Below are 18,264 nucleotides of genomic sequence, written 5' to 3'. Positions count from 1 at the left end.
GTGCATGTTTTTTTAAGTGAATAAAAATGCTGATGGCAGCTACAGGCATCATCCCTGTGCTTTGATCTGCCGTTGCAGGTGTTCCACCGCCTGCTCGATTGTTAGCAGCGGGATAAACTGCGCATCGGGATAGGAATCAGCCAATGGATCGCTGGTATCGAACAACAGCTCCCCTTTTTCCAGATCACCCGGGCGCAGGCAGATATAAATACTGTTGCTGGCTTCCATCCGCTCCGGCAGGGGCAGCGATAGGTCGCGGTAAAAAAAGAGGCCAACCTGCGGCTCGGCAGGACTAAAACTGTAACTGAGCGGATCGGGCAACCATTCTGGTAGTTGCCGGGCAATGGCTTCCATCACCGGAATGACCAGTTGGCGCGTCCAAGCCACCGGCTCCCGTTCAAGAGAAGCCAGTTGCTGTTCCAGCTGCGCGACTTTGGTTCTGCTATCTTCAATAGATTTCAGCAGCTGCGATCTGTGCAGACTATACGCGGTATGAAGTTGTTGAAAATCTTCGCGGATCGTATCCAGTTTGTGCGGTGTGTTCATCGTCGTTTTTGCTGCCCGTAACCCGGCAGCGGGGTAAAAGATGGTGAGAGAATACCGGCCACGAGGGTGGCCGGTGTTTACAATCGAACCTCGCTAACCTTAAAAGGGCAGGTCATCGGAAACGGTTTCTTCTACAGTGTGGTCGGCGGTGGCAGGCTCCTTCCTACCCTTCCCATTGCCGCTGGTCCGGCCATGGAGCTTCAACTTGTCCAGATGACAAATCAACCTGGCTTTTCCGCTGTCCTCGTTGATGTAGAGTTCCAGCCATCCGGCTACCTGCACCAGTACGCCTTTGGTGAGGTACGGGGCAATGGCGGCCCCTCTCCAATATTCGCAATCCAGAAACAAGGTTTTATCTACCCATATTCCTTTGTGCATATAGCCCTGATCGACGGCTATACGAAATTTTGTGACACTCTTTTCTGTGCTGAATGTCTTTACCTGCGCGTCTGCGGTTAATCTTCCTACCATTTCCATAACTATTGATTTTGATGTGAGTGAATAAATGACGAGATATTTTAAGTGTTGGCAGCCGTTTCCGGGTATTGCCAGCCCAGCTGCTGGGCGATCTTGTTCACCTGTCTGACAGGGATGGTATGGCAATTGATAATAATGTGAGTAGCTGTGATCTTGGAGACGTGATAAGACAGCAAGGGAATATCACAGACATATTGCTTCCGGGCAATATGTTCCTGTATGGATCGCCAGCATCGATAAGCCAGCGCCACCGGCATTTGTATTTCTTTGCTGGTTTCAATCCTATTGGTGAGATCATTAAAGCGTAAATAAGCAATGTCCGCTAATTCCTCAGGGCAAGCTGAATATGAAACGACAGGCAGGAAGCCCTTCTCCCATGCCGCTAATTGTCGTAGAAAATGTTGTTTGAGGCTGAGGGCCTTTGGTGCTGTAGTAAACAGGCGGCCCTTTACCTCCCGACGAAGGAACACCGACAATTTCTTGGCATCCACGGCTTCCAATAAGGCCGCAAAAGATTTAGTGGGAATAATCCCCAATAGTTGTATAAACTGACGGATATAGTCCGCGTATGCCCTGATTTTCTGCTCCAGCGAACGCCTTTTCGGGTGCTGGGCCAGCTGCTGCCAACACGCCTTCATCTCCTTTAACCAGTACTCGACATTCCTTTCCTGAAAGCTCCTGTCATGTCGGGGGTCACGATCCACCGGGAGTACCTCCACAGGTATGACCTGTTTATGTTTGATCTCATTTCTCACCAATGATTGGTGACAGGAGGTCGTAACAGAATATTTGCTATGATTAAAAAAAACAACGTGACCGAAAATCGTTGCTATCGGGAAGTGCATGCCATAACTGAAAATGGTGTTCCCATCAAAAAAAAGATGAGAAGCATGCCCTTCCATGCATTGTTGGTTTGCCCATGCCCTTACACATGCTGCCTGATCGTTGAATCTAATTGACCTTCCCATAAACCTTGTTTTTGATTTTTCCTTGATCTGTTAAAAATGTTTTCCCTCGACGGCCGAGAGGCCCTCTCACAAGCAGCGTGGGTGATGTCTGGAATGGATTTGCGCAAAAAAATACGCCCGCGGCCATTGGTCGGATTTCAACAACGTGGGGAAGATTTTTTTGGGCAAACGCGCAAGGCCCGACGGACAGGCGGGCCGCAGTCCATGGAAGACATGCGTGGAGCTTAACTTCGCCGCTTCGGCGTCGAGGGAAATAATCACCCTTCAGCTGTTGCCTACATTTTTATTGGCGCCGCAAGAGAATAACCTTGTAAAAAAGACCAGGGAGTTTTTGCAGGTCATGGCCATGAGGATTAGCATCTTTCGATGTTGTATCTACCAACCTGCAGGAAAACATAGATTGGGGGAAAATCACCTATAAGCGCCATTCAGCCCGTTGAGTGCATCGGAGGAGTGGTATGATAGAACTTTACTGGAAATTACCTCGAATAGCTTTTTATATACAGGCAATAACAAATATGAGATTGCGTATTTTCGTGAAAATTATTTTCAAATACCCCTAGGATTACTTCGCACGAAAATTATAGTACATTGGGCCATCATTTACCCGCTAAACGCAAGGTAATTAAGTTGGATGTGATAATAATTGATGGAGCCAGCAGGCCACTGATCGGGCTTACACTTATTATGATATGTCGTCCATTCGACAAACAACCAGTAATTGCCGTCAACCAGCAATAGGCGGACCTATTTGCGACAGAATCAAAAGAACCTATTGCCCCAGTGAAATCCCACTTGTAAATTTTATACAGTGACAGCTCCATATTTCGGGAAATTTTCATGAAACTGAAAATAAAAATGTATTATTAAGAATGATTACCATATTAGTTCATGAATTGGGTTTTATACCTGGTAGCAACCGGCTTTGGGTGGCAGCTAAATCCGGAAAAATTCTGATGGAAGTGTTTTCAAATGTCTCGATTGAGATCGGGGAAACCCGCTGTGAAAACCCCGTTTGTCATGCTGATATGGTAACCAGCGAGGATATAGAAATATTGCTGCAGCAGCCGGGTTGCTGGGAAGGCACCAAAGATCAACGCAACGACGAAATTATCATTCCCGCTGGAGCCATTGAATTTAGTCCAATAGGTAACACCATATGGGTGCAATCACCGATCGGTGCCACCATTTTGCGCATCAAGTCGAAAAATTCTATTAAGCTAACAGACCCGTTGTTAGAAGAGTTGGACGGAGAAGATGAACGGTTTTATTGTAGCATACATGTTGATCAGGTAATCGACATCTGCCTTGTAGAATCAATTGCTGCCAAGTATAACCTTTTGTAGCCCTTTTGTCAATAATTCCAAATACCAATAAAAAAGTTCCCGGAATTGCGATCACATTCTTCCCGGGAACTGTCAATTGTCAATTAAAAATATAATGATTTCCTCATTACACTTCCATAGTGGGAAGCGTTTTATCAGCATCCAGTGCGCTTCGTACAACATTGCAGGTATGAAGGACGTAGGCGGTATCTATGAGTTTGTTGATGGCCAAAAACAATCTGAAAGGGTTTACACAGGACTCGGTGGTTTGAAGCTGGCTGGTCGTCAACGCATGCTCAAAAATTTCCTTCATATCATAGGTCCATCCCGCCATCTCATCAGTGAATATACCCCTTAATACCTGATAGGGATTGCCGCTTTCCTCTGCGGATAGGTACCGAAGCGGCGAAATTTTTAAATCACAGACAGCTACTCTGGAACGTGCTTTCCTTTTCCTATTCTCAGGATTGCTTTCGAAAGTCAAATGAAGTTCAAGGCCTGCCTCGATTAACGATCCAAAAAGCTTGGCGAAAACGAGTACGTCCCTTGGCTGACCCTTTTTATAAAGATTAGTGGAATGGGCTGCAATAAAAATGTCCTCTATGATCTGATGGGCTTCCTCTACGTTAAACGTTGAAAAAAAATCGGCGATGCTCAGCTCCGGGTCATTTTCCAGGGAGCTTGAATAAATTGATGCTTGATTTTTCATATGAAAATTGGTTTTGGTGAAGTTGAAAGCCTTAACGTTTGAAGCTAGTTCAACCTGGCAGTTATTTCGGGGAGTACTACTTCGTGATAGCAAGCGCCTTTAGCGTCCATCAACTCCCAAACACGGCTAGGGGTTTATGGTCCGCTGATGGCCGAATCGCTTTAGGGGCCAAAGCTATTAAAGCCCACGTGATGGAGATGAAGCAGGACCATAACATAAGTTGATATTCCCGAATTTAGATTAATCTTGTAGACCTGTTTCTCCTTATACATTCCGGCAGTATTTTTTTTTTGCGAAATTAGGCCAGCTATCAAAACCCACTGTTAATTTCAAGTTAACGGACAAAAAGACAAATCGCTTTGATTTTTGGGATGTAGAAAATGACAAGGGACCCAACATAATTCCCCATCATAATCTAAGAATATTCATAAGTCAAAAGGAGTACACCAGGTGAAAAACGCAAGGCTTCTCTATTCACTCGAAAATACAGCCCAAAAAAAGCTGACCAGCTTCACGCTATTCTACGGCTTTTTCCCGCTTTGGTGGAGCGGGGGATTTCGGCCCACGGTAAAATTCATACACGTGAATGTATATTGCAATCGAAAAAATAAGTCCGATAAGCAATAAATATCCTATTACAAAGAGCACAGGATGGGTTTCAATGAAGTGATAAACTTTCGCCATATACTAAAAACTTTATGAAATCGGCAGTTATAGCCTAAAATTTACGAAAAACCTCAAATATAAAATGTAAGTATACTGGGAGGACATATTATAACCCTTGTCTCACATGCTTGTCATCGTCTATTTCAAACGATCCATCTTGATTCCGGCGAATTATAATATATGATTCCTTCCCGGTACCATCATAAAACTGCAAATTTATTGTATCAGCCGATTCATCAGGATAGATAGTTAATTCTACTTCATACTTTTTTGCGACGATCATTACTTCGATGTACTCTTTATCAGGCAAGTCAACTTTAACCTGCTCGTTGTCATTAACGTTCTGTTTCATATTTTATGAATGCATTTATTAAAAGAAAATGAGCATCCTGGAATAGCATGTTGCTTCGCCATTGTCTATCCTGGATAAACACGGCCACGGTTCAACAACAGGAACATTGGCCAATTTTCAACAACTAATCTAAGTGTTCCCATACTACATGGACGAAATAACATAAAGTAAAAAAGTATGAATAGCCCCCGCTGAGGCGGGGGCTATAGGTCCATCCCCATGATTAACCCTATTACCTCGCAAAGTTGCTCTCCAGCAGCGCCCTGCTCCGACTTCGGGCTAATTTTTTCCAGATAATCAGTATTACTGTGGGCAAAGTACCTGTATTCAATGATCGGGAGATCCTCTCTTAGGAGGATGCTTATTCATGGCGCGATTCTTTCCCTTATTGACATTCTTCACTGTAACTGGACGGTTAGTTTTTTGTATTGGGGCTCCACTGTCCGCGAAAATATCCGGACTGTAAGTATTGTGATGATCATCTTCAATCCTCAGGCTGATATTGGCGGCATCAATGGACATGGTAAATAATTTATCATTAACATATGCAAATAAAGGCTTACCGGCATGTAGCCGATCCAATGCTATTTGTAGTCCGGGACCTAAATAAAATGTTAGGGGTTCTAACAATACAGGAAGATCAAAATCAGGGTAGGCTTTTAAATGACACTGATCATTATTCCGTTCTTTTTGTGATAACTGATACCATTGATATGCTACCCCCTGTGGTACAGTATAAACACTTTTGCGTACAGGCCGAAATTGCAATAGCTCTTTCGCCTCCTGTATGGTAAATTGTTGTACTGAAAAATCAAAATCATAAGTGATGCCCGGAGACAGTGTAAGGCTATCCCTATTTAATCCTACATGTTGGCCAAAATGCTGGCCAAACCAGAAATTTTGTTGCAGTTGTAGGGATATTCCGACCGCTTGCGTATTCCCGGACTGCATGAGAGTGATCACATCCAAATAAATCTGTTGTACAAAGCGTTCCTCCTCATTCAAAGGCCTTTCAGCCGACTTTTGCAAATGGAAGAAGGAAGTGGTGTCTTGATCATTCCAGAAAACCGTTGCCATTCGTTGTTGAAGTTCAAAGGTATTGATCCCTTTATATTCCATATGCTCAATCACAGAAATAGGGAACGATCGCGCCTGCATACCAGGAACATGGTATATGCCGCCTTCACATTTACAGGTAATTTTACATCCGAATATTTCGCGTGTGCCCTGTCCATCCTGGTCTAGAAAGACTAAGATATCAAAAGCCTGCACGCCTTCCAGTATTTTTTGAGTGATCCAATTTTTATTGTTCGGTCTATCTGGCAATCCAATTTCGAGTAACTGCGCATAGACTACATCGATGTTCTCCTGCGTGTTCATGGCTATGGAATTGAAGAATAAGCGTGTCTACTATCATAATTTCTTCCCATGCTATAGAAAATAAGTATACTTCCTCAGGTCTTCTGAACCATATTAATGAATGGTCCTTCCTCGTCTTGGATTCTTCCTACCGATCCCGATTAAGCGACGAATGCGTTCAAATATTCCTTTTTGTTGCAACACGACTGGCGCGCCTGCCACCAGATAATACCCTGCTTTTGTGGCGCCGGCAGGGCCATCTGGCAATTTAAATCCGGTCATTTCTTCAAATTGATGCCGGGTCAACAGTTTGGGGTTGATCCGGAGATATACGCCTGGTGGCATACCAGTTATATCATTGGCCCGAAGAAAATGTTTAGCTGCCATTACCAATTTGGTTTTCGCGTCTAACACCATGGCATCGTGGTAAATCAGGCTGTTTTGATTTTTGGCGGACTGACCCTCTTCAAACTTTTCGTTGTCTAAAGCAACCAAAGCTTTGCAAGCATCCTTTAAGTCACGATACAAGCTGGTACGCGAAAATGTCGAGAAAATGCCATAGACCTGATCATCACAGAGAACGATCAACTCATACCTATCATTCGCATTACTCATATTGCAAACTTTTACGTTAACAATTAACTACCTGGGCGGTAAAATATCTGCCTTTGTGCACGGACAAAGGACCAAAATTGAAATAACCCTGGTATACACCTAAGCCACAGCTATATCGTCACCATTCAGCGTTCATTGAAAAAGCAAAGGATCAGCAAGCCGGTGAGCCGCCGACCCTGACTTTGCTCTAAACGGTAGTAAAAGTCATGTAATACCGTTCCCCTTACCTCGTCCTTTGGTGGGCCTATTATTGTTCTTACCCTGATATCCCTGATTGGCCTTCAACCGGCGGTTGTGGTCCTTCGAATTTTTTTTTTCAGGCGATAAACCCTCTTTGCTGGAGGTATCGGTATCATCCTCCCTCGTTGGTGTACCAGGCGCAATGATCCCTTCCGGCACTTCCAACGGTTGAGCAGCTTCCTGGATCACCAGTGTTGTTGTTTCGGCTTTTTCCGGCACCCTGTAGGGACCATGCTTTTCCAGTTTCATCAACATGCTAAAGATCTGTAGGGAATCATACAGGGGGTTGGCGCCCAACCGCACCTGCAATAACGCGGGATTTACCGGTGTCACCACCGGCAGGTCCCCTTGTCTGATCTGGTTGCAGATTTGATGGATTGCTGCCTGCCTAGCCCTCGGATCCGGAAGATCAATTTCCTGGAACGCATACCTGGCCAACACCTTTTCGAGATCATACTTCATGGCATCGTGTGCTTTGTGGTACTCGTGGTTGCCAGACGGCGTTAGTTTGTTAAAGTTGATTTTATGCCATGAACCATATTCTTCACCCGTTTGTTCATGTTGAAGCTTCAGGTAGACCCAAACCTTATGAGCCAGCATCCTGGTAGCCTGCTGGATGTTAATGCCATATTTTGTCTTAAAATACTGGAAAGGTTGGTGCCTGTCGCGGGTCTGCTGTTGCCTTTTCAGCATTTTGTCGGGAATATCAAAATCGACCGATGGCTCATATTTGACCAGCAAACGATTAAAGATGCCGGGCTCCTTGGTCATCAGCAGCTGTAAATCGCGTTCGATCTCTTCAATCCCCCTTTTGAGTTCTATTTGCCTATGTTGCCCGGCCAACTGCATTTTTAGTTGGGAAACAGGGTCACTGATTTCCAAGGAAAGACGTTGTTGTTGCAAAATTGAAAGCTCCACCTCCAGTGTTCGGGTATCAACATATAGGTTATTACCCCCCTCCAACACTGAATAGGGACCAATTAACCCGGGTGGATGTTTGATAGAAATCGGGCGATAGGCGGTGGCCAGGTAGCCGTTGTAAAAATAGTTCTCCGGTTTATCTCCCTGTTTAAGCACGGCTTGCGCTATGACTGGAATGTCACTGTGCTCTTGTAGTTCCACAATTTTCACTTCTGGCAATCCCGCTGCCAGCTTCTCCGGCAGGTCCTGCAACACGGCATCTCCAAAACCGCTAGTTTGCAGTTGCTTCCTTACATAATTCACATTTAAGTCACTCATATTAAACATATTAATAAGATAAACAATACGATATTTTTTTCAGGTTCTGATTACTGGCGGGGAGGCCCTCTTTTGCCAAATGGGTTCCGTAGTGGAACGCCCTTTAACGTCCGCGGGAACCTGACATTTCGGAAAACGGGCGGCCCTTTTTTCTGCAGGAAGACATTTGTAGGATCGAACCGCCTCAATAGTGCAGCATGACTGATCGGTTCCAAATAGTCATTTAAACCATAGAGTACCCGCTGTGCAGGGTCCACAGTAACAGTAACCGGTCCAGCTGGAGAAGTCAGATAGAGCAGATCGCCGGCATGCAGAATCCGTTTACATTGGTGCAAAAGAGGGCCGTTGATTTCAGGGCAGGGTAACTTTGCCAATTGCGGTAGTAAGTTAAAGTCAGGGTACTGCAGCATTTCACTGGGGTCACCGAAGCCCCGGGGATCCAGGTTCAGCCGGAACCATTGAAAATTGGTCCCCTGCACCGGATCATGTATTTTCTTCCGGACCGCCCGGCTGCTCAACAGGTGATAAGCCTCCCTGAATGTGAAAGGCTGGGCTGTCATATCAAAAAAATGGCTGAGCGGTGGACTCAATTGCAACATATAAGCATGAAGGTTGTGAGCCACGCCGTTCGGTCCAGCCATCACGTATCGTTGTATCAATTGCAGGGAAATGTCTATGCCACGATCACCGCCGGTTGATTGAAGGGCCAGTAGATCATCGAGAATCGCGGTCACCTTTGAAAGGGTCTTTGCCACTTCCGGATTGTTTCCGTTCGCTTTATGCAAGGCGCCGTAATCCCGCATCCAGTCAATGGGTTTCATGCGCTGTTCAAGCTCGCTGGTATTGAGCCCGTTAATGGTGCAATGACGGATCGGCAAATTTCGGTGCAGCACTACAGCTGCGCCGTCCCAAACATACCCCTTACGATACCTGCTGACTGTTAGCATATAATTTACCTGGTCGTCATTGATTCTAAACCCACCATCGCGAGGAAACAACTCTATCAATTGCTTACCATTCTGCATATCAATGCGCAAGTCCTCTTTCAAATGCGGATCTATGTAGCCATTGGCCTCAATTTGCCGGCATAGTTCATTGTAATTGGTAAGCATCATTTCTCCCAGTATTTCTGGTTACATATGTTAAGTTTATGGTTGCATTCCTTTGGACTGACCTTTTTGCTGCTTAAGAAGGCGGGGGCGCCGGGGTACAAATCGCCCCTTGTTCATCTCCTTAACCAATTCCTTGTATGCAGTACTGAGTTTAGGGAGATTTTCAGCGGAATATGTTTTCTGAGCGGAAAAGCGATTTTTTAAGTGGGATAAGTCATGATATTTTTCAAATGGTGTTTCTAACAGAAACTTGAACATTAACTTGTCCCGAAATTCAATCCCCGCAGGGTCGTCGTTGTGAGAAAGTTTCCACAGGTCTTTTAAAATCGCAATAATCGGAGAATTCTCTTTTATTTTTTCAAGCGTATCATCAAAGAAGTGGAGGTAGGCATCCTTAAAGTCTTTGCCCCAATTCACATTTTCCATCCTGTTATGCAACGTTCTTACTGAAATGCCGTTTATGGTAACATCCGGAAAAACCATGGGTTGCTGCACATGCACCCGATATCTATCTATGTGGTACTTCCCCGTTAAGTAATCGATGCTAAAATTCAATTCTGTCAGCAGGGAATTGCCATCCTCCTGATCAGTCACGGCGCAAACTATAATCTGCGGCTTTCCGTGTTTTACTTGATCTTCAATGAACGCCCGATGCTGTTCACCCTCCAGGCCAATGCGATTTACCGACTTAACGATATCGTCAACTTGTTTATTCATATAATTGTAATATCTGCGTGACAAAAAGCTGTTTCTCCACTAATGGTGCATTCCCGGAGGGCTGGCGCGGCCTGGAACACCCGGAAGACGGCGAACACTGATCAACTGGCGTGGTTGATAGAAAGACTGGCGGAGTGTTAACGCGGCTTGCGTAACATGAGGCATATTGTCAGATGTATGAAAATGCCGTGTGATTTCAAATTGCTGTTTGACCTGTTGACAATCGATATACCATTCGATACCGGTGCCCAACAGAAAGTTGTAAATGAAATGGTCCCGTGCATGCATCCCCTGCGGATCGTATCCTTTTCCCAAGCTGAATAAATCTGTGAGAACATCCGTCGTTTTTAGGTCGGTGCCTGCACGGCCAGAAAAAAACGACTGATAGAGCCGCGGTCCATTCTGATGCCAGTCGATCTGATCCATCCGCCGTTGCAACAGGGTCGTATCAATGCCATTGATGATAGCCCGTGGCAGCGCCATGGCAGGGACCCACCTGGCCGAATAACATTCCAGGTACAAGCCCTGCATGTGCTGATCCGTATTCATAAATAAATCGAGATGCATTTTACCATCCAGCTCATCGCGCCGTTCCTGCAGCTGAAAAGCCAGTTTCTGTATTTGCAGGTTTATAAACAGGGCAGGAACATGTTGCTTCGCTTGAAATCCTTTATGTTCCAGCATATTAATTGCACGAGCGACTTTTGCTTTTATCGACATGGCTAACCATTTATTTGAGTGATATAACGGCATCGTATCAACCGGATATTGACGGCCCATCTTTACTCCTGCCCTGTTTATTGAGCTTTATTATCCTTTTGACAAGGGGCTGGATGAGTTGGATCGGCTCTTCTGGCACGGTCACTGCCGATTGTTTGCGTTCCGCCTGTAGTTTACTCGCCAGATCCTGTCCTGTCGGTTCCTGAACGGCATGCCCTCGTGCGAACAACCGGCGCACCTGGTCGTCCAATGCATCTTTAAGCCGATCGTATTGCCCCCGCGCCATCCTACCAAGGGGCCGCACCAGCGGCATAACTGGCATCTTTAACAGGTTCCAGGCGCCGCGAATGATTCGCTCTTTTCGTGAATACAATTGTTTATTCAATTGATCGATTTGTCCTTTCAGTGCCTTGAGGTCTTCTTTATGGGAAGGGTCTGTCAAATGCCGGTTATCGCGATAGATTTTTTTGTAAGCCGCCAGCCTGCTTTTGAGGAAAGCCTTACTTTGGCCCATACCTGTGTTAAGGACTGACTGGCGGGCATCTTCCTGCGATTTCCAATCTTTGAGTGCGTCGATGACAGGAGAGCTGTATTGTGGCATGTGGTACGTTTTTTGCTACCTAACGACAGGCAGCGGTTTTACAAAAGGTGTAGCTGCCAGGATATGGCGCCCTTTTATGCGTATTTTCAGGAGCCGGTCACCGCCTTCTTCATATACCTCTATGTCGAAATGCTTTTTCTCCGCGATTGTAAATTTGTCGAAAGCGGCTACCACGGTGACGGGTTCGCCTTCAATGATCGTGCTGTCGGTACTGAAATACACATGCCGGGGCGCTATCTCTTTTTCCAGGGCGGTCGTCCTTTTGGCGCGGGCCATATCGCGGACATAAAAACGGGTGAAATAAACGTCGTATGGAATCTGAGAATGGTTTGAAATAGAAAAAGCAAAAAACAACAATCCATCCTTGATGTAGATATTGCGCAGCTGGACTTTCATTCTGTTATCACTGAAAACGGGACGACGCAACCTGGGCGGGCTGATCGATACCTGCTGGGCATAATATTCAATCTCCGCCGGCGACATGGCTTCATCAAAAGCGACAGTTGGCACGGTCCCGGACTGGGTAAAAGTATCATAAGCCTGTACAGGCGGATCTTCGTCATAATAGACATTGATGCTATAAAGTTTACCACCTGTCGTGATCACGCTAATATTGGTGGGTTCGAATGCTTTCCTGGCAGCTTTAACTTTCAGTACATTCGCCGTCCGCTTTGGCTGGCGCACGATGATGTCGGCGGAGCCAAAATCTGCATCTTTGATGTTTTGCGGGAAAACGAGCATCGTTGTCTTCTGGTAACAGACTTTGATATTGTTGGTTTGGCCGCTGGCACTGGCGCATGCCCATAATACCAGGATGACCATTATGCGAATGTTTCTGTTAAAAATTTTCATTACACCCTCCATTTTCTCATTACTTTTAAAATTTGAACAATAGTTACCTCAGCCTTTACGAGCTTGAAGTGTTTTTCTTGCACCAGGTTTGTCGCGTTTAGCCGTTGACGGATGACCTCCTCTCCGGGGGATCAGCAGATCATAGGCTTTGTCCACCGGAACCAGCCCCTGGCCGCGGGTAAACGTTCGGGACGGAAAATACTTGCGGCACAATTCTTCCAGGTTACCACCATCGAGATATTCGCGGTTAAAGCTGCTGTCGTACCAGTATTTCAGTTGTAAGCGCTCGCTGATTGTCCGTCCCTCCTCTCCCGCTGCCATTAATTGTTCCATGGCTTTGAGGATGATACCGAGCCTGGCTTCCAGTGTTTCATCCAGTTGCCCATATTGCAGCAGATAACCTTTGGTAAATGCCGGTGCATTCCAGTTGATCTCCTGGAATAGTTTTTCCAGGTGGCGGGAATTTACCGGGTCGGCGACCAGGTGCTCGATTAATAGTTCTGTTTGCAACATAGCTTCATACTGTATCAGCATGGCATGATCCGCTGGTGGCTCTAATTGGAACTCCAGCAGGCAGCGTAGGATTCCCGCATCATAGGTCAGCTTGTCTGGAAGGTAAAACCGACGATAGCCGAGTCTGACGCGATGCGAATATGCGTCCTGGAGTTTCACTGAAAAACCTAAACCGCTAATCTGGTCCAATCCTGCTTTAGACATGTTTGTTTACTTTTCCCGATGGATGTTGGATTGTTACGATCGCAAGCCCCTTCACCGCCATTACCCTACATCGACTGCTGATCTACCAGCAGGACCGGATGGTCGGCCTTGAGCGTCATTTTGATCAGTTTGGTCTTCTTCCTGACGATGCTCCTGACGGTTTCTATGCCGGCAGCTGCTGCCTGCTGGGTAATAGAAGGATCCATGGCTGCCAGCTGCAGACTCTGTAGCGCATCGGAGGCGCCCTGCCGGGTGGCATCGCCGGTAATGGAACCCTCAATATGAATGCCTTCCAGGCCATCCAGTCCATACACGCTTAAGGCGACCGAATAGACGGTATTGCCGTAACGGACCTCTTCTATGGGGATCACCATCCGATCCCCATTCATCTTGCATTTGCCGTATACAAATGTGCCAGCTGGTATCAATTGTCCCTGGATATATATGGACTGCTCCAGCCGGAGTTTCACCGTCGCTTTTTCTGTGACGGATTTAGTTTCGTGGATCACCGCAGCGATCGCCGTCGCTGAAGGAGGAACGCTGCGATCCTCCAGGTCATAAAAGCGGTTATAAGATCGTGTAGGCACTACCGTTGAATGGGTAGTCGCTAAAGGGGAAGTCCGTTGATGACCGCTGTCGGCGGCGAAGGTGTCCGTGACTGGTACGGGAAGGCCACCGCCGAAAAAATCTGTGACATCTTCCTTTCCGGTAACTACGACAGGGAATACACGGGTTTTATCCGCAGTAGATGCTTTCCGTGCCTGTTCATGGGCCATTTGCGGGTTGGTGATCCGCATCACTTTATCCAGCATGTCGTTGAGTTGAGCCATTTCCGGATCAGGGGCACCAGCAGTGGGTAGCCCCAATGGCTCCTGCGGGGAAGATTCCATACCGCCATATAAATGCCCAGGCAGTCCATTGGCTGCAAGACCGGGGGCATGGCTGGTATCCATGCTTCGCAACTCTCTTTGCAGTGCTGCCATTTTTTCCTCGATCCTTGCTTCCGTCTGCCGGGAACGGGAATAAGCAGGCGTTGTACCGAGGGAGGAATGGCCATTGCCGCCGCTAAAAGGACTTGCGACTGCGCCATCCGGACCAATGTCAGCCGGCGGATGCATGTCAGCAAAAAAACCGTCACTTTTCAAGAGTTCCCGCTGTTTAAGGGAATCGCGTTCTGCTTGTTGATAAATGGACAGTTTATCCACCGGATTGTCAGGAGACAATTCCGCAGATGGAATATTGGTATTGATCCCTTTAGTGGCTGTCGCCTTTGCGTTAGCAGGAGCACCACCACCCAGGCTGTAAAACAGTAAGGCCAGGAAGGCGACCACGGGCAGTGGCATCACCAGCAGTATTTTTCGTTTTCTTCTGATTTGATCTTCCATCATATTTTATGTTTAAGTCAACGGAAATTTTGTTCGGCATTTTTAAAGCTGTCCAGGAATCCCGGCCGCCCGGCGAAATATTTTTCCAGGGTGGCCCGGCCTTCCGGCGTTTTTTCCAGGCTGTCGATAATGGCGCGGAACCGGTGCATGCTGGCTGTATCGCTATGGGAGAACCGGGGCACCTCGGTGGTTGGTCGGTGAAAAGGCACGGGCATGGGCGTAATAGTTAAGGCCGCAGTATCCTGCTCTCCGAAAAGGGTATCGGCCAGGATATACGTACAAGCTCCGCATGCGAGCGTCACGAACACAAAAAAATAGCCCTTGCGTTGCCGGATAGATAATTTGGACTCTTTATGATGCAGGTAACTGGCACATCGCCGCTGTACTTTTACGCTTGTCGCCAAAAAGCGGCTACGCAGCTGTTGCTGCAGATCCTGGAAAATGGCTTTTTTCTTTTTCCACCACATCGGTTATCGTTTTATTACTTCAATATCTTCATTGGTTACAATAGTCCATCTTTCGATCAGCAATGCATGAGAATTCTGATCCGTACGAAGTTTTAACTCGCGGAGATTGCCTTCAGTCACTAAACTGCGGATGACAATTGCCGTGGGTCTGACGATGCGCTGTTTACCATAAAACCGGAATTGATAAGGGTTGCGATTTAATTGCACCACAATGGAATCCTGCATCACTTCCTGGCTAATATTGGCACTGATGATCTGGGCGTAATAACCGGATTCCCGGAGATTGTCATATTGCTGCTTGGCAGTTTTGTCAGCCAGGTACAAAGCGCGACTGATATTGGCATCAATCGCCTTCTGGTCCGGCGTGAGGGTGAAGAACAGGCGGTGAAATTCGTCCACATGTTTTCTGGCTTCCACCGCCAGGTTCTCTTCCCGGCTACCTGCCTGTGCTTGCACGATCTGGCCGTTGATCATCACATAAATTCGTTTAGACACATTGTCCACATACAACTGGCTGCGGTAAATAGTATAGCAGCATATCACCGTTGTGGCGATAACCAGCACCAGGCAGAAAAGTTGGATGTGTTTAAAAGCGGTATCGATATTTTTGAGCTGTTTGAACATGCCGGATTATTTTTCATAAAAACTGGGAATGAACGGTTCGACTAGCGCTGATACGCCATCAGCCCGCTCTGTCAGCCAGACAATTTGTCTTTGAAATAATCGGAGCCCATCCCCGACATACCGGAATTCATCATCCTACTATCATTGCCGAAGCTGTCACGGGCCATGCTGCTGAGACCAGCGGCTCCCATCGCCCCACCTGTGCCAGCGCTGGCGACCGTGGTGGCAGTTCCCATCGACATCTGGGTTACTTTATGCTGCAAGGCGCCGCCTCCGCCCGCCATCACGATCTGGTCGGCTATGCTGGGAACCGTAGTGTAGGCGATAATACCGATCAGCATAAAAATCATATAGCCGAGATCGTAAGAGTTGAAAAAAGACTGGCCGCCCCGGATGATCTGTTCCATATCCATTTCCAGCATGTTTTGCTGAATCTTGCCCAACACGCTGGATAAAATATTGGCAATGGGTAACCAGAGGTACACGTTGATATAGCGGGCCAGGTACACGTTCAGGGTATGGTGAAAACCGTCAAAAACACTGATGCCCAGCACCAAGGGCCCCAGTATCGCCAGGATAATGAGGTTAAACGTTCGCAGGGTGTTGATGCACAGTGCCGCTGCGGCATACACGAGTTCCAGCACCACGGAGATAATATAGCGGACATCGTTTTTGAAATTATATGCCATCTTATCCATGACAAATTCCACGCTATGGCCGATGGCATCGATCCAGCCTTCTTCTGTAACCTCCGGGTGGGCATATTTCAGCCACAGTTCGCGGTTCCCTGTTTCACTCTCTCCTACAAGGGCTTTCCACTGATCCGATTTTTTCATTTCCTCCTCTTTCTTTTTGAACAGTTCTTCAATCGTCTTATTGGAATTATCTGCCAGTTTCCCGGTTCCTGATACGGTTGGCTGCAAAACGCCATTCATCACGGCCAACACGCTGGGGAACAATATAATAGCAAGGCCAACGGCGAAAGGTCGCAACAGCGGATAGAAGTCTACCGGCTCGGCGTTGGCGATATGGCGCCATACCCGGTTGGCGATGTAAAAGGTCGCCGCAAAACCCGCAATGGCCCGCCCTACGCCAATCAGGTTAGAACATAATGGTAACATCTCCGTATAGAGTTTGTCCAGTACGCCTTGCAGGCTTCTGATCTCCCCTGCTACACCGCCACCGCTCTGGGCCAGACAAACCACTGGAATCCCGGTCACTGCCACCAGCATCAGCGTGGCCCAAACACATCTGGTCATACATCTTCATTTTCATGCTTCACTACTCTTGTTCGTACATCCGTCTCAGTGACTGGATGGCGGACTTTTCCTTCATTTTTTTCATAGCATACAGCCGGGTGGACTCGTTAAACTCCCGCAAGAACACCAGCTTGTTTTGCATCTGGTCAAACACCCGGTCGATGACCGCCAGCCGTTCATCATCGCTCATCCTGGCCTGGCCTGCTGTTATGACCACCAGCAACTCCTCCATATTGACGGCTGATTCTTTCAACAACCCGTTGTACACCGCCTCCAGGTAGGCCAGGTCTTTGGCATTAAAGAGGTCAGCGTCCTTAAAGGACTGGAAGGCATGGCGGTATTCGCTGAGTAACTTTCCCTGGTAGGTCACGATATCGGCGATGCGCCGGTATTTGCGGACGGACGGATTAACAGCATAGAGTCCATCCAAAAACACCTGGTGGATCTTGTAGTTACCGCTGGCGATATTTTTAATCTTGCTATAACCTTCCGTGAGGATTTTATAGCCGTTATACATGTTGGTCAGGATTTTCTTCAGCTGGGATAACTTTTCTATGTTGAGCGCCAGCTGGGCCAATTCCTCAGCCTGTGCTGCGCTCCGTAAGGGAAAAAGGGTGATAGCGCCCCATACTGCGCACACAAATACCAATCGCCTCATTATTCACTTCTTTTCAGGTTATACAATGCGCCTACCCCTTCCAGCTCGGAGGCCAGGCGCTCTCGGTCCGTTGCAGCCAGGGTAATATCGGTGTACAACGCACGGGCGGCCTGCCCCCGGACGGACGCCTGCGCATACAGTTTATCAATACGAAGGATGCGCTGGTTATCTTCCATTTCCAGCTGGTCATCTGTCAGCACATCGATCAGCTCCTCCAGGCCGGCCGCGGCATCATCGAGCATGCCGGCAAATACGTCGCCGAACATGTCCAGCTCCTGGCCGGTAAAATGACCACTGGTGCGGGCGCGTAGCATACCTGCCCGATGCGTCCGGATCAGGGCAGCCTGTAGTGCGATGAAATCTGCGATGCGTCCATATTGCCGCACCTTCGGGTTGACCTGTCGCAGGGACTGTAGGAACGCATCATGCAGGGAGAATTCCCCATTGGTAATTTGGCGAATGACACCGGTGCCTTCCCGGGCAATTTTATAGCCTTTAGAGAGGTAACCGACATAGAGACGGAAAGCAGCGATCTGCTGGATCAGGTATTGGCGCTGGGTCTTCTTTTGCCGGAACCACTCATTAAAAGTCTGAGCATGGCAGACAGCCTGGAAGCTGATCAAACAGCCTATTATCAACCACATCTTTTTCATCAT

At 47.3% G+C, this 18,264-nt stretch carries 21 protein-coding genes; 1 reads left to right on the top strand and 20 read right to left on the bottom strand.

Translation table 11 applies throughout. The annotated features are described in order from the left end of the window. Nucleotides 1-48: 48 nt before the first annotated feature. The 3 genes from R3I13_RS18400 to R3I13_RS18390 form a co-directional block, all read right to left on the bottom strand. Nucleotides 49-546: a hypothetical protein gene (locus tag R3I13_RS18400; RefSeq protein WP_346319426.1), complete on the bottom strand. Its 498-nt coding sequence runs from the start codon at nt 544-546 to the stop codon at nt 49-51. A gap of 99 nt (nt 547-645) precedes the next feature. Further along, nucleotides 646-1,023: a single-stranded DNA-binding protein gene (locus R3I13_RS18395; protein ID WP_346319425.1), complete on the bottom strand. Its 378-nt coding sequence runs from the start codon at nt 1,021-1,023 to the stop codon at nt 646-648. 41 nt (nt 1,024-1,064) lie between these two features. Next, nucleotides 1,065-1,925, bottom strand: coding sequence for a hypothetical protein (locus tag R3I13_RS18390; protein WP_346319424.1), 861 nt, complete (start codon nt 1,923-1,925; stop codon nt 1,065-1,067). A gap of 938 nt (nt 1,926-2,863) precedes the next feature. Here R3I13_RS18390 and R3I13_RS18385 point away from each other — a divergent pair. After that, nucleotides 2,864-3,337 (top strand): hypothetical protein, encoded by a 474-nt coding sequence (locus R3I13_RS18385; protein ID WP_346319423.1) that lies wholly within the window; start codon nt 2,864-2,866, stop codon nt 3,335-3,337. A 106-nt stretch (nt 3,338-3,443) separates the two neighbouring features. On the opposite strand, the gene R3I13_RS18380 is transcribed toward R3I13_RS18385, so the two are convergent. The 17 genes from R3I13_RS18380 to R3I13_RS18300 form a co-directional block, all read right to left on the bottom strand. Continuing rightward, the gene (locus tag R3I13_RS18380; protein ID WP_346319422.1) at nt 3,444-4,025 is read right to left on the bottom strand and encodes a hypothetical protein; all 582 of its coding nucleotides are present in this window, start codon (nt 4,023-4,025) and stop codon (nt 3,444-3,446) included. 772 nt (nt 4,026-4,797) lie between these two features. After that, the gene (locus R3I13_RS18375) at nt 4,798-5,043 is read right to left on the bottom strand and encodes a hypothetical protein (RefSeq protein ID WP_346319421.1); all 246 of its coding nucleotides are present in this window, start codon (nt 5,041-5,043) and stop codon (nt 4,798-4,800) included. 327 nt (nt 5,044-5,370) lie between these two features. Next, the gene (locus R3I13_RS18370) at nt 5,371-6,423 is read right to left on the bottom strand and encodes a hypothetical protein (RefSeq protein ID WP_346319420.1); all 1,053 of its coding nucleotides are present in this window, start codon (nt 6,421-6,423) and stop codon (nt 5,371-5,373) included. Nucleotides 6,424-6,516: 93 nt separating this feature from the next. After that, the gene (locus R3I13_RS18365; protein WP_346319419.1) at nt 6,517-7,017 is read right to left on the bottom strand and encodes a hypothetical protein; all 501 of its coding nucleotides are present in this window, start codon (nt 7,015-7,017) and stop codon (nt 6,517-6,519) included. 204 nt (nt 7,018-7,221) lie between these two features. Next, the gene (locus R3I13_RS18360) at nt 7,222-8,496 is read right to left on the bottom strand and encodes a hypothetical protein (protein ID WP_346319418.1); all 1,275 of its coding nucleotides are present in this window, start codon (nt 8,494-8,496) and stop codon (nt 7,222-7,224) included. A 50-nt stretch (nt 8,497-8,546) separates the two neighbouring features. Next, nucleotides 8,547-9,611 (bottom strand): hypothetical protein, encoded by a 1,065-nt coding sequence (locus R3I13_RS18355; RefSeq protein WP_346319417.1) that lies wholly within the window; start codon nt 9,609-9,611, stop codon nt 8,547-8,549. 33 nt (nt 9,612-9,644) lie between these two features. Further along, a complete protein-coding gene (locus R3I13_RS18350; protein WP_346319416.1) occupies nt 9,645-10,325 on the bottom strand; it encodes a hypothetical protein in 681 nt (226 codons plus the stop codon). A gap of 39 nt (nt 10,326-10,364) precedes the next feature. Then, nucleotides 10,365-11,105 (bottom strand): hypothetical protein, encoded by a 741-nt coding sequence (locus R3I13_RS18345; RefSeq protein WP_346319415.1) that lies wholly within the window; start codon nt 11,103-11,105, stop codon nt 10,365-10,367. Further along, nucleotides 11,083-11,646 (bottom strand): hypothetical protein, encoded by a 564-nt coding sequence (locus tag R3I13_RS18340; RefSeq protein WP_346319414.1) that lies wholly within the window; start codon nt 11,644-11,646, stop codon nt 11,083-11,085. The genes R3I13_RS18345 and R3I13_RS18340 overlap by 23 nt, the downstream gene beginning before the upstream one ends. 15 nt (nt 11,647-11,661) lie before the next feature. After that, on the bottom strand, nt 11,662-12,468 hold the full coding sequence (gene traN, locus R3I13_RS18335) for a conjugative transposon protein TraN (protein ID WP_346319413.1): 807 nt from the start codon (nt 12,466-12,468) through the stop codon (nt 11,662-11,664). Nucleotides 12,469-12,546: 78 nt separating this feature from the next. Beyond that, the gene (locus R3I13_RS18330) at nt 12,547-13,215 is read right to left on the bottom strand and encodes a hypothetical protein (RefSeq protein ID WP_346319412.1); all 669 of its coding nucleotides are present in this window, start codon (nt 13,213-13,215) and stop codon (nt 12,547-12,549) included. 65 nt (nt 13,216-13,280) lie between these two features. Beyond that, nucleotides 13,281-14,603 carry a conjugative transposon protein TraM gene (gene traM, locus R3I13_RS18325; RefSeq protein WP_346319411.1) on the bottom strand — a complete coding sequence of 441 codons (1,323 nt, stop codon included), beginning with the start codon at nt 14,601-14,603 and terminating at the stop codon, nt 13,281-13,283. Between the two features lie 14 nt (nt 14,604-14,617). Then, complete coding sequence (locus tag R3I13_RS18320) at nt 14,618-15,067, bottom strand: hypothetical protein (protein ID WP_346319410.1); 450 nt, start codon at nt 15,065-15,067, stop codon at nt 14,618-14,620. A gap of 3 nt (nt 15,068-15,070) precedes the next feature. After that, nucleotides 15,071-15,691: a conjugative transposon protein TraK gene (traK, locus tag R3I13_RS18315; RefSeq protein WP_346319409.1), complete on the bottom strand. Its 621-nt coding sequence runs from the start codon at nt 15,689-15,691 to the stop codon at nt 15,071-15,073. A gap of 71 nt (nt 15,692-15,762) precedes the next feature. Further along, entirely contained in the window at nt 15,763-16,950 is a 1,188-nt protein-coding gene (gene traJ / locus R3I13_RS18310; RefSeq protein WP_346319408.1) for a conjugative transposon protein TraJ, read from the bottom strand. Nucleotides 16,951-16,972: 22 nt separating this feature from the next. Next, entirely contained in the window at nt 16,973-17,608 is a 636-nt protein-coding gene (locus tag R3I13_RS18305; RefSeq protein WP_346319407.1) for a TerB family tellurite resistance protein, read from the bottom strand. After that, the gene (locus tag R3I13_RS18300) at nt 17,608-18,264 is read right to left on the bottom strand and encodes a hypothetical protein (RefSeq protein ID WP_346319406.1); all 657 of its coding nucleotides are present in this window, start codon (nt 18,262-18,264) and stop codon (nt 17,608-17,610) included. The genes R3I13_RS18305 and R3I13_RS18300 overlap by 1 nt, the downstream gene beginning before the upstream one ends.

Source organism: Chitinophaga sp. YIM B06452, assembly GCF_039655965.1.
Lineage (GTDB): Bacteria > Bacteroidota > Bacteroidia > Chitinophagales > Chitinophagaceae > Chitinophaga.
This window is presented reverse-complemented; position numbering and strand designations above follow the sequence as displayed.